This window comes from Morganella sp. Je.2.23 (assembly GCF_051129855.1).
Lineage (GTDB): Bacteria > Pseudomonadota > Gammaproteobacteria > Enterobacterales > Enterobacteriaceae > Morganella > Morganella sibonii.
In genome coordinates this window covers 403,066-421,358 of sequence record NZ_JBCPSQ010000001.1, presented here as the reverse complement: position 1 = coordinate 421,358, position 18,293 = coordinate 403,066, and the positions used below count along the sequence as shown (strand labels likewise).

The 18,293-nt window shown below is 46.7% G+C and carries 21 protein-coding genes and 1 other RNA gene; 9 read left to right on the top strand and 13 right to left on the bottom strand.

The window, feature by feature from the left end:
* Positions 1-67: 67 nt before the first annotated feature.
* From AAZR23_RS01980 to smpB, 3 genes are all read right to left on the bottom strand, one after another.
* Complete coding sequence (locus AAZR23_RS01980) at positions 68-1,309, bottom strand: integrase domain-containing protein (RefSeq protein ID WP_434690194.1); 1,242 nt, start codon at positions 1,307-1,309, stop codon at positions 68-70.
* Positions 1,310-1,491: 182 nt separating this feature from the next.
* Positions 1,492-1,855: a transfer-messenger RNA gene (gene ssrA, locus AAZR23_RS01975) on the bottom strand.
* Positions 1,856-1,903: 48 nt separating this feature from the next.
* Entirely contained in the window at positions 1,904-2,386 is a 483-nt protein-coding gene (gene smpB, locus AAZR23_RS01970) for an SsrA-binding protein SmpB (RefSeq protein ID WP_025153347.1), read from the bottom strand.
* Between the two features lie 300 nt (positions 2,387-2,686).
* Between smpB and AAZR23_RS01965 the strand changes: the two genes are divergently transcribed.
* On the top strand, positions 2,687-3,121 hold the full coding sequence (locus tag AAZR23_RS01965; RefSeq protein ID WP_166707396.1) for a type II toxin-antitoxin system RatA family toxin: 435 nt from the start codon (positions 2,687-2,689) through the stop codon (positions 3,119-3,121).
* Positions 3,114-3,413: an RnfH family protein gene (locus AAZR23_RS01960; protein WP_218427882.1), complete on the top strand. Its 300-nt coding sequence runs from the start codon at positions 3,114-3,116 to the stop codon at positions 3,411-3,413. Before AAZR23_RS01965 ends, AAZR23_RS01960 begins: the two co-directional genes overlap by 8 nt.
* 59 nt (positions 3,414-3,472) lie before the next feature.
* Here the strand turns inward: AAZR23_RS01960 and AAZR23_RS01955 are convergent, their stop codons facing one another.
* The 5 genes from AAZR23_RS01955 to AAZR23_RS01935 all read right to left on the bottom strand — a co-directional run bounded on the left by AAZR23_RS01955 (position 3,473) and on the right by AAZR23_RS01935 (position 9,736).
* Positions 3,473-4,420, bottom strand: coding sequence for a fimbrial protein (locus AAZR23_RS01955; protein ID WP_434690190.1), 948 nt, complete (start codon positions 4,418-4,420; stop codon positions 3,473-3,475).
* Between the two features lie 57 nt (positions 4,421-4,477).
* Positions 4,478-7,030, bottom strand: a complete 2,553-nt coding sequence (locus AAZR23_RS01950) for a fimbria/pilus outer membrane usher protein (protein ID WP_434690188.1) — start codon at positions 7,028-7,030, stop codon at positions 4,478-4,480.
* A gap of 52 nt (positions 7,031-7,082) precedes the next feature.
* Positions 7,083-7,757 (bottom strand): fimbrial biogenesis chaperone, encoded by a 675-nt coding sequence (locus AAZR23_RS01945; RefSeq protein ID WP_434690185.1) that lies wholly within the window; start codon positions 7,755-7,757, stop codon positions 7,083-7,085.
* A gap of 59 nt (positions 7,758-7,816) precedes the next feature.
* Positions 7,817-8,341 (bottom strand): fimbrial protein, encoded by a 525-nt coding sequence (locus AAZR23_RS01940; RefSeq protein WP_218427874.1) that lies wholly within the window; start codon positions 8,339-8,341, stop codon positions 7,817-7,819.
* An 867-nt stretch (positions 8,342-9,208) separates the two neighbouring features.
* On the bottom strand, positions 9,209-9,736 hold the full coding sequence (locus AAZR23_RS01935; RefSeq protein WP_434690182.1) for a histidine phosphatase family protein: 528 nt from the start codon (positions 9,734-9,736) through the stop codon (positions 9,209-9,211).
* 357 nt (positions 9,737-10,093) lie between these two features.
* Between AAZR23_RS01935 and AAZR23_RS01930 the strand changes: the two genes are divergently transcribed.
* From AAZR23_RS01930 to AAZR23_RS01905, 6 genes are all read left to right on the top strand, one after another.
* Positions 10,094-10,597, top strand: coding sequence for a GNAT family N-acetyltransferase (locus AAZR23_RS01930; RefSeq protein WP_107678450.1), 504 nt, complete (start codon positions 10,094-10,096; stop codon positions 10,595-10,597).
* A gap of 36 nt (positions 10,598-10,633) precedes the next feature.
* On the top strand, positions 10,634-11,143 hold the full coding sequence (locus AAZR23_RS01925) for a DUF2569 domain-containing protein (RefSeq protein ID WP_107678307.1): 510 nt from the start codon (positions 10,634-10,636) through the stop codon (positions 11,141-11,143).
* Between the two features lie 15 nt (positions 11,144-11,158).
* A complete protein-coding gene (locus AAZR23_RS01920; protein WP_434690179.1) occupies positions 11,159-11,599 on the top strand; it encodes an STM0539 family protein in 441 nt (146 codons plus the stop codon).
* Between the two features lies 1 nt (position 11,600).
* Complete coding sequence (locus AAZR23_RS01915; RefSeq protein WP_434690177.1) at positions 11,601-12,413, top strand: DUF2145 domain-containing protein; 813 nt, start codon at positions 11,601-11,603, stop codon at positions 12,411-12,413.
* 278 nt (positions 12,414-12,691) lie between these two features.
* Positions 12,692-14,098 carry a purine-cytosine permease family protein gene (locus AAZR23_RS01910; protein WP_046892595.1) on the top strand — a complete coding sequence of 469 codons (1,407 nt, stop codon included), beginning with the start codon at positions 12,692-12,694 and terminating at the stop codon, positions 14,096-14,098.
* Complete coding sequence (locus AAZR23_RS01905) at positions 14,098-14,877, top strand: creatininase family protein (protein ID WP_218427867.1); 780 nt, start codon at positions 14,098-14,100, stop codon at positions 14,875-14,877. Before AAZR23_RS01910 ends, AAZR23_RS01905 begins: the two co-directional genes overlap by 1 nt.
* A gap of 32 nt (positions 14,878-14,909) precedes the next feature.
* Here AAZR23_RS01905 and AAZR23_RS01900 read toward each other — a convergent pair whose 3' ends face one another.
* The 3 genes from AAZR23_RS01900 to AAZR23_RS01890 are packed head-to-tail and all read right to left on the bottom strand — an operon-like array spanning position 14,910 to position 16,515.
* The gene (locus AAZR23_RS01900) at positions 14,910-15,647 is read right to left on the bottom strand and encodes a phosphatase (protein ID WP_434692357.1); all 738 of its coding nucleotides are present in this window, start codon (positions 15,645-15,647) and stop codon (positions 14,910-14,912) included.
* A 23-nt stretch (positions 15,648-15,670) separates the two neighbouring features.
* Positions 15,671-16,015, bottom strand: a complete 345-nt coding sequence (locus AAZR23_RS01895; RefSeq protein ID WP_434690173.1) for a glyoxalase/bleomycin resistance/dioxygenase family protein — start codon at positions 16,013-16,015, stop codon at positions 15,671-15,673.
* Between the two features lie 8 nt (positions 16,016-16,023).
* The gene (locus tag AAZR23_RS01890) at positions 16,024-16,515 is read right to left on the bottom strand and encodes a DUF523 domain-containing protein (RefSeq protein ID WP_434690170.1); all 492 of its coding nucleotides are present in this window, start codon (positions 16,513-16,515) and stop codon (positions 16,024-16,026) included.
* A gap of 161 nt (positions 16,516-16,676) precedes the next feature.
* Here AAZR23_RS01890 and AAZR23_RS01885 point away from each other — a divergent pair, with 161 nt between their 5' ends.
* Entirely contained in the window at positions 16,677-17,339 is a 663-nt protein-coding gene (locus tag AAZR23_RS01885; protein ID WP_434690168.1) for an HAD family hydrolase, read from the top strand.
* Between the two features lie 49 nt (positions 17,340-17,388).
* Here the strand turns inward: AAZR23_RS01885 and AAZR23_RS01880 are convergent, their stop codons facing one another.
* The gene (locus AAZR23_RS01880) at positions 17,389-17,679 is read right to left on the bottom strand and encodes a DUF5339 domain-containing protein (RefSeq protein WP_046892599.1); all 291 of its coding nucleotides are present in this window, start codon (positions 17,677-17,679) and stop codon (positions 17,389-17,391) included.
* A 154-nt stretch (positions 17,680-17,833) separates the two neighbouring features.
* On the bottom strand, positions 17,834-18,286 hold the full coding sequence (locus AAZR23_RS01875; protein ID WP_434690165.1) for a GNAT family N-acetyltransferase: 453 nt from the start codon (positions 18,284-18,286) through the stop codon (positions 17,834-17,836).
* Positions 18,287-18,293 lie beyond the last annotated feature (7 nt).

The window sequence follows — 18,293 nt, the reverse complement described above, 5'->3', positions numbered from 1 at the left end:
TTTAATTTAATGCGGCCGTGATTTCACAGCGTTATTTATAGAACTAATGAAATCACAGGCTCAACTATTAGGCTAACAGCCTAATACTATTATTTTTTATTGTATAAAAGGCCCCTCTATCAGCCCCCTCAATAAAATCAGCCCACCATTGCATCATAGGGCGTCTTTGCTCTAAATAATCACTGCGGTTATAGGCACGCCTAACTTCGTTCTTATCAACGTGGGCGAGAGCGGCTTCAATCACATCAGGAGGGAAACCTTGCTCATTTAGGGCGGTACTAGCAATTGAGCGTAGGCCGTGAGAAACCAATACACCACCGAATCCAGCGCGTTTTAACGCTGCATTGACGGTTTGGCTGTTCATGGGTTGGGTGGGCTTAATACGGCTAGGAAAGATAAACTCACGATTACCACTGAGTGGTTTCATTAGCTCTAGAATAGCTAAAACAGCATCAGATAATGGAACAGTGTGTTCACGGTTCATCTTCATTCTAGCTGCTGGTATTTTCCATTCTTTGGTTTCAAAGTTGATTTCGTCCCAACGGGCTTCAGCGGCTTCGGCAGGGCGAGATATGGTAAGTAGCTGCAACATAAACAAGCATCGAGTAGATAGGCTAATACTCGCTGTACGCATTGTCTGCATGAGCTTTGGTAACTGATCTGGAGGAATACTTGGCATATTTTTTTTCTTGGGCTTTTCAAACGCTTTACCAATGTTGATGCTTGGAACGGCATCAATTAAGCCAGTATTTTGAGCATAGATCATCACTTCGTTAATGCGCTGGCAAAGGCGGCGAACGGTTTCTAGCGCGCCTCTGGCTTGTACCGGTTGTATTGCTTGAACCAATATATGCGCTTTGATATCAGTAACACTGATGTCACCAATAGCGGGAAATATATCTCGTTCAAGTGAACGCCAAATATCGTTACCGTAGTCTTCTGTTACAGTGGACTTCTTCACTTCCCACCAACGTTCAGCGACAAGTTGAAAGGTATTTGCCTTCGCTTCTAAGCTGTTACGGACTTGCTCTTTATGGTGATCTTGTGGGTCTATTTGTTTAGCGAGGAGTGTTCTTGCTTCAAGGCGATAACTACGAGCATCAGCAAGGCTGACGGCAGGGTAAGAACCAAGGCTCTTTTTAGCTCGCTTTTTAGTGAGAGGGCGAATGTAGCGAAATGACCACAGCTTACTGCCATTGGATTTAACCAATAGTTCTAATCCATCGCCATCATAGAGGACATAATCACTCTGTTTTGGCTTTGCTGCGTCGATCTCTTTTGCGGATAAGGGTTTGGTTTGTCTTGCCATTTTGATGTTCCATTGTTTTTAGGCACCTCAAAAACTATAAAGGTTAACGAGGTGCCTATCAAGGTGCCTAAGATGATTGGATTTAATTAGGTGACATCAGACTGCGCAGGACATAAAAAAGCCCGCAACTCATTGAGTTAGCGGGCTTTTCAGTCTTCTTTGGACGTCCTTAGAAGATAATTTGGTGGAGCTGGCGGGAGTTGAACCCGCGTCCGAAATTTCTACACCTTCGGTACTACATGCTTAGTCTGGTCTTTACATTCGCTTGCCAGCTGCGGACAGACACGTCACTAACAAACTAGCCCGATTCGTTTTAATGCTTTCTCCCCGGGCAGGAAGTCCACACGATCTCTTTTGGGTTTGACCTCTCTTGATCCCCGTCCTAAGAGCGGAGGCTAGGGAGAGAGGGCTCTGAGCAGGTTATTAAGCTGCTAAAGCGTAGTTTTCGTCGTTTGCGACTATTTTTTTGCGGCTTTTATCGTGGCCAACCGCCCCACGGCATGCACCTTGGGTTTCGCAAATCCCGTCGAATCCAGAATCAGCCCCAAGTTGTGAAGCACAGTATATCAGAAAATCAGTACGGAATACCAGTACTTAACGCCCTGCGTGCTTCATAATTCTTGCTTTGTCTAATTTCCACTCACGTTCGCGGATATCATCGCGTTTGTCGTGTTCTTTCTTACCTTTGGCAATACCGATTTTGACTTTGCACCAGGCGTTTTTCCAGTACAGTGACAGCGCGACCACGGTGTGTCCGTCACGGTTAATTTTGCCGTACAGACTGTCCAGTTCACGCTGGTTGAGCAGCAGCTTGCGTGTCCGGGTCGGGTCGCAGACAACGTGGGATGATGCCACGCTGAGCGGTGTGAAGTTGGCACCAAACAGGAAAGCTTCACCGTCACGGAGGATGACGTAGCTGTCCCCCAGGTTGGCTTTACCTGCGCGTAATGATTTGACTTCCCAGCCCTGCAGCGCCAGACCTGCCTCTATCTCTTCTTCGATAAAGTAGTCGTGGCGGGCGCGTTTGTTCAGCGCGATGGTGGCAGAGCCTGGTTTGTGAGCTTTTTTCTTTGTCATAATGTTCACTATTATACGTTATGCACACCCGAAATAAATTGCTTATTTATCCGTCGCACAGTAAATGCTGATATTTTAAGCGCCGTTACGGGTTTTCTGTCCCTGTACGCTGTTTTTAACATGTCAGCGGGATTTGGCAAGTGCTTTTTGTGACAAACATCTTTGTTGTCATTAAGATACATTCTGTCATCAGCACACACCGTATTGTGCATTTATCTCCGCGCCGGAGCACAGTATAATAGGATTTGACAGGCGGCGATAATTTCCGCCGTTTCGTGATTTTTGACCGCAGGATATGTTATGCCGCAAATTAGCCGCTCCGCACTGGTTCCGTTCAGTGTGGAACAGATGTACAACCTTGTGAATGATGTCCGTGCGTATCCGGAGTTTTTACCCGGTTGCGTGGGAAGCCGTATTATCAGCCACGATCAGGATGAAATGACCGCGTCCGTGGATGTGTCCAAAGCCGGTATCAGTAAAACCTTTGTGACCCGTAATCAGCTGACCAGTAATGAGCATATCCGTATGCAGTTAGTGGAAGGCCCGTTCCGTAAACTGATGGGCGGCTGGTCGTTTATTCCGCTGAGCCGGGATGCATGCAAAGTTGAGCTGAATCTGGATTTTGAATTTACCAATAAGCTGGTTGAACTGGCTTTCGGCCGTATATTTAAAGAGCTGGCCGGTAATATGGTGATGGCATTTACCAAACGGGCGAAAGAGGTTTACCGTGTCTGATATTTCCGCTGAAGTCTGTTATGCCCTGCCGGATAAACAGTTTCTGATCCCGGTAAAAATACGTGAAGGTGCCACCGTGGAGGCCGTTATTCTTGCCTCCGGTATTTTGTCGTTACGGGATGATGTGGATTTAACAAAGAATAAAGTCGGGATTTTCAGCCGCCCGGCGAAACTGACCGATATTGTCAGTGATGGTGATCGCGTGGAAATATACCGTCCGCTGATCGCTGACCCGAAAGAAATGCGCCGCAAACGGGCAGAAGACGCCAGCCGCAAAAAGAAAGAAGGCTGATTGCATACCTCCTGGGTAAATCACGCCGGGAGGCAATACAAATACCCGCTGCCACTATATCAGTCAAAGCGGATAATATATTCCGCTGTTCCCGAGAACGCTCCCGGTTCAACCTGACTTTTCAGTTTATAAATGTAGGCGGTTACAGACGCACTTAACTGTTTTTGCATATCGCCGATATACGTCTTATTCTTCGCGGTAATCTGTTCATTATCATGATAAAGCACAAACCCGATAGACGGATTCGTTGAGGCGATAACCGCTTTATCTGCATGCGCGAAACGGGTTGCTCCGCTCAGTGTGATCGAAACGCTTTTGGTGGTTTGAGCATTCGTGCAGCTGACTGAAAGCACATTCGTGGCGTGAATTGTTGTTTTACCCGTTTCTTCGGGAAAATCAGCAAGCTCCAGATTACCGAAATTATAAACTATCTGAGGGGCATCAATGGTACAGGTTTCAACAGTATCAATATTGGCTGATAATTTAAGCCTTGCGACTGTTTCGTACCGGTCATTCTTTATCAACCCGACCTGTGATGAGGATAATCTCAGCGGCTCCGGATTATCTTTTGCCGCATAAACGGAAATAGTGACACGGGGAATGTACATCACGCCATTCCGGTTTTCCGCAGAGAACGGAATACCCTTTGATGAAGAAGGCTGTACGCCGTCCAGACGGACAGAATAAGCATAATCCTTGTTAAGGTAATAGGCAGGCGCCCCGTTTATCATCCTGAAAAAATCAGGGGATGCATCACTGTTCCGCTGCGTCGCTACCAGTAATAACTCCTCATACACACTGTTACTACAGGCGGAAATATCATCAACCTGTAATATATCCGTCGCCATCAACGTACCGGCGCTGATTTTACCCTCAACACGTGCCAGAAGATGTGATTCTGCTGTTTTCAGCACTGCTGTACTTTTACCGCAATCCGCTGCTGCCGCCGGTATTGAAAACATGAGTAATGTCAGCATCAGCCATTTATTTTGACTCTTCAGTATCATGATAACCCCACTAAATGCTAATTACCGGCTGCCTCCGCCGATAGGGTAATATGCCGGTCAGTGACAAGCTGCATCGAAAAGATAAAATCCGTTTACTTTCCGTTTTCCGTCAATGTCGTAAGAAAAACTGCACTGATATTGATTTTCGTCTCCCCAGGTGATCCTGACAGTATCTTTATCTTTTGCCCCGGTGAGATAAAGCCGCCCGTGATTACTGACATACACACGTTCCTGTTCACCGTCACCGCCGGTTTCCGCATACGCACCAAACGGGATCAGCTGGCCATCTTTTCCGCGCAGTGTAACCAGAATTTTTGTTCCGATCGTTGTGGCGTAATCTATTAACACAATGGCACCGCGGGTCGGGTATATTTCTTTTATCGTGGCGCCAATTTCCGCATTTTCCGGAAGCGTCAGGTCATTAATCCGGACACTGTTATTACGGTAAGGAATAAGATTAGACACGATGGCCAGGCCGGAACCGTCCGTTGCCACACCGGGACTATTAAGAATATGGATACCTTCAGCGCCCGGTGTGTATATCAGTCCGTTAGTATTACCGAGCGGTCGTGCCAGTGTAACGCCGTAACCGCTGGCAACCAGGGAACCGTTCAGGCCATAAGAAAGCTGATGATTATCTTTCTTATAAGAATACCCGGCATTCACATCGCCGTACTGCCCTTTATATTTACCGTATGCGCTACCGTAGTAGCCATTTCCCTTGTTGCCATATCCCTGCTGAACGTTCCACGTGAGATTTTTTTCATCCAGAAGGAGGCCGCCGACCCCGGCGTAATTATCAAAGTTACCGTCCTTATTATAAGAGGCCCCGTAGGTTACCCACTGGTCTTTAAAGCGACCCTGTAAGGGAATACTGATATTCAGGGAAATAACATGGTCATTATTACGGTCTGTATCAAAAAGTTCAGATGAATTATTTTTCCGGTTGAGTGAATTTTTATAATAAGCATAGTTGACACTCATCGTTGCCCCGTAAAATACATTGCTATAGCCGATATTATAGGATTCAGTACTTTTTTCTTCATTATTATAATAGGTGTTGTACATCTGACGGGATACCGACGCATTTAATATCCCCAGTCCATCCGGTAAACTCTGGGTCATTGATAAATCAAGCTGACCTTTACGCATCAGATAAGCCGATGTATCCGCCCGTCCGCTGTAATAATCAAACATATCGGTCATGGTGAGATAATCACCACTCATATAGCGATACCCGGCAAAGCTGATACTCGTACCCGTCTCTTCCAGTGACTTGGAGTAGCGGAGACGAAATGCCCTGCCATTCATATCATTAAAAGAATCCGGTTGCGCCCGGGTGAACATAATATCCGTTGCTATCGCACCAACAACCGGAATATTGATACCGATACCGGCGTCATAGGCCTGATAGCGGGATGCAACCTGAACACCACCGAAGATAGTGGTATTACCGGTTAATCCGTAAAATGTATCTGCCTGAACAAATTTTGTTTTATTACCGGTATTCTCTGAAGATCCGTAATCATTCATTCTGTATTGACCAGCTGTAATACTGTATTTATAGCGATCCTTGCGCTGCATGAAATTAAGAGATGAAAAAGGAACAACAGAACGGAACTCACTGCCATCAATGCCTTTACGGACAACGTATAAATTTTCCCCGCTGTTCAGCGGAATAACATCGGTTAATTCATAAGGCCCGGCGGGGACATTAGTCCGGTAAATAACATAACCGTTCTGATATATCTCAATAGTGGAGTCTGTTGTGGCCACGCCACTGATAACAGGAGCATATAAACTGGCATATTGCGGATACATCTGATCATCTGACCATAGTTTTATTCCGCGAAATGCGACGTTATCAAAAATATCAGAATCAGAAAAATTATCGCCAACTAAAAAGTTACTTTTAATTGACCGCAGAGGACGTTCAATATAATTCAGCTGACTTTCCCATTTTTGCTGACCATCCGAACTTCTGTTCCAGGTACTGTTGTTACGGTAACGCCAGCTGCCGAGATTCACACCGGAACGCAGATTCAGATAAAAGGAATCGTCGGTATGATTATTTTTGCTGTCAACAAGATGCAGGCCTGAAAAACTATAATCAGTAAAAACAGAAGGAATACCGTCATCCCACAGTAACTCCTGCCGCGCATCCAGCGCTTTCTGATCAAACGTCACCTGCGGCATACTGAGATATAACCGGTTCTGATTCCCTTTAAATTCAGCATCAGCCCCCTGAATTCCGCTTAAATTGACGCAATTCCCGGATTTATCTAATAATGAATAATATTCCGGTTTTATACCGTAGTCCGCTAACTCTGTATCTGTAAAGCAAGGCCGCAATTTATGGGTATTTTTGTCCGTGTAGAACAAAATTTCCTGTGTATTGACATACTTATCATTCAGATAGACATCAACCCGGTAAGTCCCGGGTATAAAAGATGATTTTTCAAATGCGGTTAAATCGATATTAAGCGCTTTACCAGACGGGCTGGTAAGAAAATCAGGATCAAAATAGTCATCAGCACCTGCCGTGCTGATACCTGATAATGCAGCTATCAGAATTGAACTGTAACACAATGTTCTTTCTGATGATTTCATAATAATATCTCCATGAAAATCCCTATCATGAAAAGAAAATTTTATTTAAAAATCACAAATCAGCCTTAAATAGATTCAGCTTCCCTAAATCATCAATAAATGCATAGTTTACCGTGGATGGTTTTTTATTATTCTTTAACAAAATAAATTCCGATGATTCAGGTTTTATATAGCTTGGTGATTTCAAAACATCATCATTCACCTTAACCTCACTAATATTAATGAAATATTTTGTCGGGTTTTTAAACTCTATTTTTCCGTCAACATACCGGATGCTTACTTTTTTAAAAATATCCACAGGATCTGTAAAAGATAACGATTTTGGTCTGTAAATTATTTTAATTCTGTTGTTAACCGCAAAAGTAAGCTTGTTTATTTTCAGATTTTTATCCGTTGACGGAATAAATTTTACATTCAGCCAATACAGAGATTCGCGATCCGCAGGTGGTTCGCCGACCATCACCACCCGGATGCTGCTCGATGTATTACCCTCAAGCTTGAATAACGGGGGGGTTATTACAATATCATTGGTTTCCTGATCATTTTCATCCAGTACCCAGCTTTGGATAAGATAATTTAACTTATCCTTATTATGTATACTTGTACTACCTTCATTTTTATCGTCACTGATAACAACCCGGGTTGCTCCCAGGTATGTCTCGGCAACACTATGACTTATAAAAATACATGAAAATATAAATATAATTATCTTAATAAATTTAATCATGACCCCACCTGACAATAATTAACAGGGCAGACGAACCTGCCCTGTTATACATATATTTATTAGTTATACGTAATGGTATAATCTACTGCCGCATTAATTGTACCAGGTTGTAACGGATCTGCAGTTCTGAGCAGACGTGGTACATATTTAAATGTTGTTTCACCACCGGTAATCCGTTGTGTTGAGATTTCCGTACCATCTACCTTACGAACCTGATTTGATGACTTGTCATTTAAAACAATAACCAGGCCAGTGGCAGAAGTTGGTGTTACTTTTAAGCCAATCTGGTCTTCAGCACCGGCAACAAGATTCTGAGCCAGTAATGATACGTTTGCATTCTTACCGGTACATTCTGTCAGTTTCAGTTCGAATTCCGGCCCTATACTTGAGTCGCCGGCATTCGCAAATTCACTTGCATCGTGAGTACCCATATTAACATAAATATTTCTGGCACCATTATTCACTTTACAGGTCGATGCATTAATCTTTCCTTTAAAGAAAATGGTACCTGTATTGTCAGCGAATGATGCAGCACTGAATAATAAAGCAAGCGCAGTTGGTAAAACAGCATGTTTCAGTTTCATAATACTTCCTTTTATAGAAATTAACAGTAGTAATTTACAACTCCATTTTTAATTCCGGCTAACCGCCGCAAACTAATCATTAGCTATGCGCATAGGAATATTAACATCAGGCATATATTACCTGATAACATCAAATAACCATTTTTTATATTTATTCAAATTTTATTTTACGTTGTTGATTCTTTCACTCCGGATACAACCCTATTATAAAAGCACTGACCACCTGAGAAAAATGAACACTATCATCTATTTTCCGTTTCAGTCCAGAATAATTTCAGCGGTAATATCAAATCAGTATTCATACTTTGCCATTTAACCAATGTTAAATTAATTTAATGTGGGACACATATAACAAGACAGAATGCTGTTTATTATTAATACATGAGTTTTTATTAAATAAGATACAATTAAACACACTTACCAGGCAGAAATAAACGCGATAATGCCGTGATTAATAAAGCAAAATGCATTACACCATTAGATTTATGACGATAAACAACCCGTAAATCGAACGTGATAATAATTAAAAATCACATAAAAAATTGAAATGAACATTAATAGCCATAAAATAGGAATGGGCTTAATTCATTACATTTAATTTCATCTTGTCCGGATAATAATCGCCGGGATATTCTCTGTATCAGACAGTTTCGTGAACACATTGTAAAATACAGAAAAACCACATCCATTATTAAGATTTATCTCACCCAAAGAAAAATCATCATTAAGTCGTCAGTTCATAATAAATACGTAATTTTTCATCGTAATATCTCCATCTCCGGACCGGTTCTTTTAGCCCTCTTATCTGACAGAAAAAAACAACCTTCATTAATATTTACGGGAAGGCAGGAAAGTGAACCGCAAGACTCAGGAATAATAATCTTTCAGATTGTTCAGCCCCTGTTTTTCCTGAGAAAATGTAATACTGATATCCTGTTCCTCTCTGGTAATTGTCAGAACCCACAGGCTGTCAAAATCATCACGGGCCCAGACAGGCATGTCTGAATAATCTCCGCCGGTTTGCTTCAGAATATCCCTTACCACCTTCACCAGATTGTCATGTTCCCAGACCACAAATACCGTATGCCGGTGATGTGCTTTATCCAGCAATGCATCGCGCAGTGCTTTGGTCTCTTTGGCGTGAAATTCCAGATGAACCGGCAGAGATAAGCGGATAGCCACCGGTGTGATGGTCTGAAGAGAACGCAGAGAGTTACCAAGCTTACTTTGTTTCGGTGCCGCGGCGTACAGCGCATCCGCCCTGCCGTAACGGGAAATAAGAAGATCCGCCAGAGCCAGCGCGCGGTTTAATCCTTTGCCGGTTAACTGGCCGCTGTCATTATCCGGTTTTTCGCCGTGGCGCAGAAAAACCAGTGTCTGTACTGAATGAGTCATCCGGCTGATACCTGATTTACGGAACACGGATTTAAGAAACCGATTGTCCATGACAATCCCTTTTGTTTCCGGAAAGATTCAGTGTAATCGCCCGCCGGCGGTTAGCCTACTTTTTTGCGTAAATTTTTATTTTTCAGAGAAACCGTACTTTCCGTCTTATGTCAGTATGTTACCCCGCCTGTTTTACCGCCGTCTTTCATTCTCAGTCAGTTTGATCCGTGAAAAAGAAAATAACAGGGAAAAACACGGTGACTTCATTTTCGCTTTCCCGCTCAGGCTTTTTATCACGTTGACGGATACACTGTATCGGTGCCATTAATAAGGAAATATAATCGTATTACACAAGGGATATTATTTATGCGTCAAATCACCATCCGTTTAGCCGAGCCGTCGGATGCCGCAGTACTGTTTGATATGCATCAGGATTTTACAGCGTATGCCAATACCTTACAGATGCCGTATACCTCACGGAAGTTCTGGGAACAACGAATGAGTCAGAGTGATCAGTCCGCGACCCGTTTGGTGGCGGTTATCGACAGTGCCGTAGCCGGGTTGCTGGTCATTAATCAGAATAGTAATCCCCGCCGCCGCCATGTGGTGAGTTTTGGTATTACGGTAGATAAAAGCTACCGGCGCCAGGGGGTCGGCAGTGCATTAATGCAGGCGATGATTGATTATTGCGATAACTGGCTGGGTATCCGCCGTATTGAATTAGAGGTATTTGCCAATAATCCTGACGGTCTGTCTTTATATGAAAAATTCGGTTTTCAGCGCGAAGGCATTGCCCGTGATTATGCATTCCGCGACGGACGTTATGTGGATGCGGTCCTGATGAGCAGGATAAACAATCAGCCCAAATAACCGGGTAACCCGGAAAGATTAAAACGGAAATACGTTATGGAACAAAAATGGGTTTGTATTCAGTGCGGGGAAAAAGAGATACCGCAGTACGCGGAATATTGTGATGAGTGCGCGGAAAAACGGATGTCGCGGATCGGCGGCTGGCTGTGGCTGCCGTTAATCACCCTATTTTTATCACTGGGTGCAGGTGGTTACTCGCTGAGTGAGTGGTATGATTTATATCAGCAAAATGCGGGGTTTATTCCTGACCGCGTATTGCAGGTCATGTATATTAATATTGCTTTTACCATACTGACCATGCTGCTGATACTGACAACGCTGTATTATTTCTTCAGGCTCTCCCGTTATCTGCCGAAACTGTTTATTGCCTTTATTCTTTTTGCTATCGCCTCGGAAGCCATTCAGGAAATAGTGCTGGTTAATCTGCTGGATGTTAATGTGGACTTCACTCTCTATTATCCGCTGATAAGATTGGTCATTTACGCTATCATCTGGATCTCGTATTTCCTGGTATCTGAGCGGGTCAAAAGAACCTTTATTCATTAAATTAAAGGAAACAGCATGAATAAGTTTATTTTTCCGGCCATATTATGTGCCGCCACGCTGGTTACACTGCCTGCCAATGCAGGCAAATTGCCGGATAATCCTTATTTATCGACTGCGGTACTCAGTAGTGCGGGCAGTGTCTACAGTTCGGTGATGATAAGCGGTGCAATTTTATCACCGATCATTTTACCGGCTCAGCTGAGTGCGGAGTCTGTGGAAAATAATAAGAAAGAAAAAGTCACGACTATCACCGGTAAAACTGATAAAAATGAAGATGTCGCCCTGCTGGTCGCCACCGAAAAACTGGAGAAAAATCCGGTGAATCCGGGTGATAAGCTGACTCTGGAACCGGCGGAAAAAGGCCCGGGGACTTATCTGAAAAAGGACGGGAAGATTATTTCCCATATGGTGACACAGGACGATCGTGAATTAACCCATCAGGAGAAGATGCCTTAATATGCGACTGCTGAAAACCGTTTTTGCAGCTGCCCTGCTTACTGCGTCCGGCCTTGCATACAGCGGCAGTCAGAACTGTGCGGATAAATCCCCGCCCACCCCGCAGGAAGCCGCACAACGTACCGCGCAAGCCAAAGTACTGAATGACTGGCTGGAGAAACAGGGCGACCGGGTCGTCCTGCTGGTTCGTCAGGGTCAGGCGCTGAGTGACTACGGGCTGAGTTTTTCCCATGCCGGTTATGCCGTACGGGAAAGAAACGGTACCTGGCGGGTGTATCATAATCTCAACACCTGTGGTACCGCACAGTCTGAACTGTGGATCCAGGGGCTTTATCAGTTTATTGATGATGATCTCGCCGGAAATACCATCGCCACCCTGCACTTTCCGCCTGCATTGCAATCCCAGTTGCTGAAAGTTCTGCGTGATCCGGAACTGCGCAAAGCCCTGCATAATCCGGATTACAATATGGTGGCACATCCGTTTGCAACCAACAGCCAGAACTCCAACGGCTGGGTGCTGATGGTGTTTGCCGCCGCCCGCTCTCCGGGCGTGAATTCGGTTTCTGCCGGGGTGAACTGGCTGAAATCAGAATTCTATATCGGCTCTTCCGCCGAGGCCGGCCTGGTCAAACGGGCTCTGGCGGACAGTCTGATGCCGCACATGTCCACTGACGGGCAGCCGGTGACCGGGATTGTCACGTTTAACTCCGGCGACAGCCTGCTCGGGTTTCTCAGCCGTTACGGAAAATTCCGTGTCGAGTGCAGTCACGGCAGCTTCGGCAGTGCCGTTTGTATGGTGCCGCTGCCGGAATAATTACCACACCGCTTATTTTATATCCTGCTGTCATCACTTCCGGTGACAGCATTTTTCGTCGTTTTTTTGTTCACCCTCCCGTTTATATGATTTTCTTCCCCGTTTTTGCCGTCAACCTGTCCGTTATATTAAAATTTCTTTTCCTTTTATTTTCATTAATTTAGTTGCCAATAATTACTTTATCAGGCTAATAATAAATCATAACAAGAGCATGGCCTTTTATTTTAATAATACATTCAGCGGCAACTGCCAACACCACGCAAGACAGGGGAAATACCATGAGCAAACACGAAACGTCATCCGCGCCACCGGCGCATGACCATGATTTTATGTTTACGCCCATACCGATGACACACCGCCGCGAGACCTGGAAACAGGTACTTGTCTGGATAGGCTTCGGTTATGTGGCAACAGGATTATTTATCGGCGGCGCACTGGCCGGTGCCAACGGCGGGCCGGGGATGTCATTCCCGATGGCACTGCTGGCTATCGCCATTGGTATGGGATTGCTGTTTATTCTCACCTCGCTGCTCGGTATCATGGCGCAGCGCACGGGGCTGAGCCTGGCGCTGATCAGCCGGTTTTCTTATGGCCGATTCGGTGCGAACCTGCCGATGATAGCGATGGGACTGCTGACGCTCGGCTGGTTTGCCGCGATCACCGGCATGGTCGGGGATATCTGGGGAACGTTCCTGGGAAATCCCAGCGGGATCATCGTGTTTAACCCGGCAGAACACGGCTATAACGGCGTGCCGATCACCCTGGAAGTCTTTCTTTCCTGTGTCGTCGCCGGTCTGCTGTTTACTTACACCTCATTGCACGGCATGAAAGGGCTGGAAATTATCGCCATTCCGGTTTCCCCGATTATTATGATCATCGCCGTTATCACCGGCTATGCCATGTTACAGGAGGGCGGCGGGTTATCTGTTTTTATCGAAAACTCTAACCGTAATGAGGGGCTGATGTTGTCCACGGCCATCACCATGGTCGTCGGCAGCTGGATTGCCGGGGCGGTGATGGGCGTGGATCTGTTCCGCTTTAATAAAAGTATCTCTGCGGTATTCTGGGGATCGGCCGCCTGTTTTATCTTTACCAATCCGCTGCTCAACGTGGTCGGTTATATCGGCACCATGACGGTCGGAATGCCGAACTATATTACCTGGATGATTGAGAAAAGTTTCCTGCTGGCCCTGCTCGGCGTGATCACCTGGACACTGTCACTGTGGACCACCAATGATGCGGAACTCTACTGTAACTCACTCTATACCGGACCGGTGCTGGATTCCGCGGGTATAAAAGTCAACAAAAACGTCCTTATTCTGACTACCGGGATTATCGGTACTATTCTCGGCGCTATCGGTTTCTATCAGATCTTCTTTGCTGATTTTATTAACTATCTCGGCATTATGGCGCCACCGCTGGCCGGGCCGTTACTGGCGGATTACTACATCACCCGCAGATGCCGCTACGATATCACGCAGATCAACCACCAGCCGAAATACAACTATGCCGGGGTGATCAGTGCGCTGGCCGGGATGGCGTCCGGTCTGATCATGGCACTGAATAATATTCTGTCTGACTGGCCGACCGGTCTGCTGGCATTAGTTCTTACCGTTATTATTTATCTGATATTGCATCCGCTGCTGGCGGCAAAAGCCACCTCACCGGCAACAGGGAGATCATAATGAAAAAAGTCTATCTGAATGAATTCACCACCGAAGAGCTGAAAAATCTGTTTGATAAGGGCGGGATTGACAGCGCCATTACGATTTTCGGCAGCTGCGAGAGCCACGGACCACACCTGCCGCTCGGGCCGGATCTGTTTGTGCCGGAAGCCGTTGCCCGCCGGGCGGCACAGCGGCTGTCCCGCACTATTGTGGTGCCGGGTGTGCCGTTCGGCACCTCTGCACACTATAACGGCACGCCGATGGCGATTAATATCCGCTTTGAAACGGTGATTGCCATTGCGGAAGATATGTTTGAAAGTCTGATTCAGTACGGCATCAAACATATTTTTGTCTTCAATGGTCATGACGGAAACATTCCGTCACTGGATATCGCGCAGCGGAATGTCAAAGCGCGTCATAAAGATGTGGTCTTTGCATTCCTGCCGGCCTGGTGGTCAGTGCTCGGCAGCCGTCTCGGGGAGAATTTCTTCCGTGAATGGAACGGCCTGGGACACGGTGGTGAGGGCGAATCCTCGATTACCGCCGCCGTGTGTCCTGACCTGTGTGACCTGAGCAAAGCCGTGCGCCAGATGCCGGAAGACAGTATCCGCCACGGTGATAACGTGCAGATTATGTGGGATATTACAGAGGTTTCTGTCACCGGTGCCACCGGCGACCCGACTTACGCCAGTATTGAGAAAGGTGAAAAAATGCTGAATGCACTGACCGACCTGGTCGTGGAAAGTATTGAAGCACTGGAAAAAACTAACTGGAATTACGATTTACGCGCTAAGTAAACAGTAAAAAGCCCCGCAATGCGGGGCGTTTTTCAGAGTCCGGCAAATTCAGGGATCGGCGGGCGTCCGTGTGATTCCAGGAAATCCAGCACCCGGCGCGGTGTGACATTCAGGATACGCGCTTCCGGAAACTCTATTTCCCGCAGCATAGTCACTACCCGCTCAAAGTTACCCAGATATCCGGCGTAATGGGAGTCCGATCCCAGCGAAATCCGGCCGCCGTGGTCACGCACCTCTTCGGCAATCGCCCGGCAATTTTTCTCACTGCCCGCCCGTGAGTGCAGAAACGAGGAGTTATTCATCTCCAGTGCCACATTACACTCTTTCGCTGCCTGCACTACTGCCTGAATATCCAGCGGGTATTTCGGGTTTCCGGGGTGGGTGATAATCTGCACTTTTCCGCTGCGGATAGTGGCGATCATGGCTTCAGTATTGGCCGCCTGTCCCTGCGGCGGCAAGACCGGTTCGTGAAAACCGGCGAGAATAATATCCAGCTGCTGCGCCATTTTATCTGAGCAGTCAGTCTCTCCGGCCTGATTTTTAATATTAGCCTCAATGCCGTACAGCAGCCCCGCGCCGTTTATCATACGCGGCAGAACCGGCATATTGGAAAAATGCCACGGATGCGGCCCGTCAGCCATGTCAGGGCCGTGATCGGTAATCGCAAACAGGGTTATGCCTTTTTCCGCGGCTTCCGTAAAATATTCACGCACGGTACTGTAAGCATGAGTACTGGCAACTGTATGGGCATGTAAATCAACCGGATATATCACTCTGCTCTCCTTTTCTGCGGCTAAACGCCTCTTAACCCTATCAGATTCTGAAACGGATCTTCAACCTGACACATCCGTAATCCGCTCTCAATGCTTATCGGCCCCCGGTATAAGCGGGCACCAAGGGATTCAAAATGCGACAGCGCCTGTGTGAGGGAGTCTGTCTGCCAGTACAGTACCGAGCCCCTCTTCCCGTTACTGACTTTGTCATCTGCCTGTACAATTTCGAGGTTAAAACCGGGCAGGCATAACAGGGTGAAATCAAATTCCGGCAGGTAGCGAACCTCTGCCTGAGGAAAAGCCAGCTGATACCAGGCCAGCCCTGCGGCCACATCCGGAACGTGGATTAACACGCTGGCGGGCATCAGGGTTATCATCCGTTATTATCGTTCTGAAGCAGTTGTCCGATCAGTCCGGACAGCGCCGGATGATCTTCATGCCAGACGGTGATCCCGTTTGCCTCAAACAGTGCGGTTGCCACACCGTTACCGGATTTCAGTGAGCCGTCAAATGCACCACTGTAGATTCGGCCGCTGCCGCAGGACGGGCTGTCAGCTTTCAGAATCACATGCGTGATATTCCGCTGTTTCAGATACTCAAGCGCCCGCAGTGCGCCCTGCTTAAAGGCATCAGTGACATCTTCGCCGTCTCTGCCGGTGACCCGGGCGGTACCCGCCCAGACATCACAACCCTCACCGCCGGTGATTTCCGCCGGAGCGCGGGGTACCGGCAGGCCGCCGAGGATTTCCGGGCATACCGGAACGGCCATGCCGCTGTTCTGCAGGGCTTTCAGCGGGGCATATAATTTATGGCTGCCGTCGTAACGGACGGCTTCACCTGCCAGGCAGGCACTGATTGCAATCATCGTGCTCTCTCAGAGGTTACCGGTATAATTCAGATAGTGATAATCAATCACCTGATAGTAAATAATTTATGAAAACGGAACAAGCCGGGCAGATATCTCCTTTTGCCTGAAAAAATGCTAAACTCTGCACGATCACCTATTTAACCGGAGTATACCCCGTTATGCACGCACCATCCCCGTCAGAAAAACCGGTCTTATCCGTTTTTGATTTTGACGGCACACTGACCCGCCGGGACAGCTTTGTTCCCTTCCTGCGTTTTGCGTTCGGGAAACGTGTGTTTTCCCTGCGGATGCTGCGTCTGGTACTGCCGGCGCTGCGTTGCTTTTCACGCAAACTGACCCGTGATGAACTGAAAGAAGTGCTGATCACCACCTTTCTGACCGGTACTGATGCCCGCTGGGTGGAAAAGAAAGCACAGGAATTTTGTGAGCGTTACTGGCATAAGATGATGCGTCCGGAAGGTTTGCAGGCGGTGGCGGCAGAGATTGCATCGGGTGCGGAAGTCACTCTTTGTTCCGCATCACCTGAGCTGGTGCTGCGGCCGTTTACTGAGCGGCTGGGGATCAAACTTATCGGTACTCAGCTGGAAGAGAAAGACGGTATTCTGACCGGGAAAATCAACGGCAATAACTGCCGTTGCGGACAGAAAATTGCCCGGCTGCAACAGGTTTACGGTGATTTATCTGCCTACCATATGCGCGCCTGGGGGGATTCACGCGGGGATTATGAATTGCTGTATGCCGCCGGAGAGCCTCACTGGCGTCATTTTCACCGCAATCCGGCGAAATATGAAAAACGCCGCAAACAGTTTTCATCCCGCTGAAAGCAAAAACGGGCTGTATTATACAGCCCGTCAAAAATAACAGCGGCTGTTATTTTGCCATTTGCTGTTCCATCATTGTCTTAGCCTGCGCTAACGCATCAAGACCCTGCTTACAGGCTGTATCCTGAGCATCCGCAGGTAATTGCATAAACTGTTTTTTAGAATCAGCATACTGCTGTTTCATGGTATCAATCTGGCCTTTCATTGCATCATTTTTGGATAACAGGTCAACATACTCATCAACCTGTTTAAAGTAATCTTCACAGGCGGAAGATAACTGAGCAGAAAATGCAACTGAAGAAAGTGATAATAACCCGGCAGCCATAATTAACTTTTTCATTAAAAATCCCTTTAATCCATTGTTATTGAGCCTGTAATGTAATCATTAACAATTTTGCGGACTATCAGTTTTCTCTTAATTAGCATTACCATAAAGAGGATAATATATACGGTGAAATAGTTTACACATCAATAATAATTAATATCATTGATGATTAGTCATTTTCTCTGTTCAGCCTGAGGAAATAAAATAATTCCGGATCATCGTCATCGAGGTTATCCACCTGACCGCTGAGCACAAACCCCTGACGCAACAACAGCGCCTGCATACCGGTATTCGAGGCATTCACCGAGGTAAACAGTTTTTCTGTCCGGCACTGCTGCTGCAATGCCGCCAGTAATGAGCTGCCGATCCCCAGCCCGCGCAGTGCGGGAGCGACCATCAGTAACTCAATAAATCCGCAGCCGAAAAAGTGATAATGCAGCACGCCATAACCGGCAATTTTCCCTTCATACCGTGTCACAAAACAAACGCTCTGTTCAATCCAGCCGCCGATCGCCTCACGACGCTGCGGCTCCTGTGCCGCAACGGTATCAAGGGCGATCAGCTGCGCAAGATCCTGTTCTGTTGCCGGGACGACAGCCCCGGCCGTTCTGTTATGTGTCATGATGATT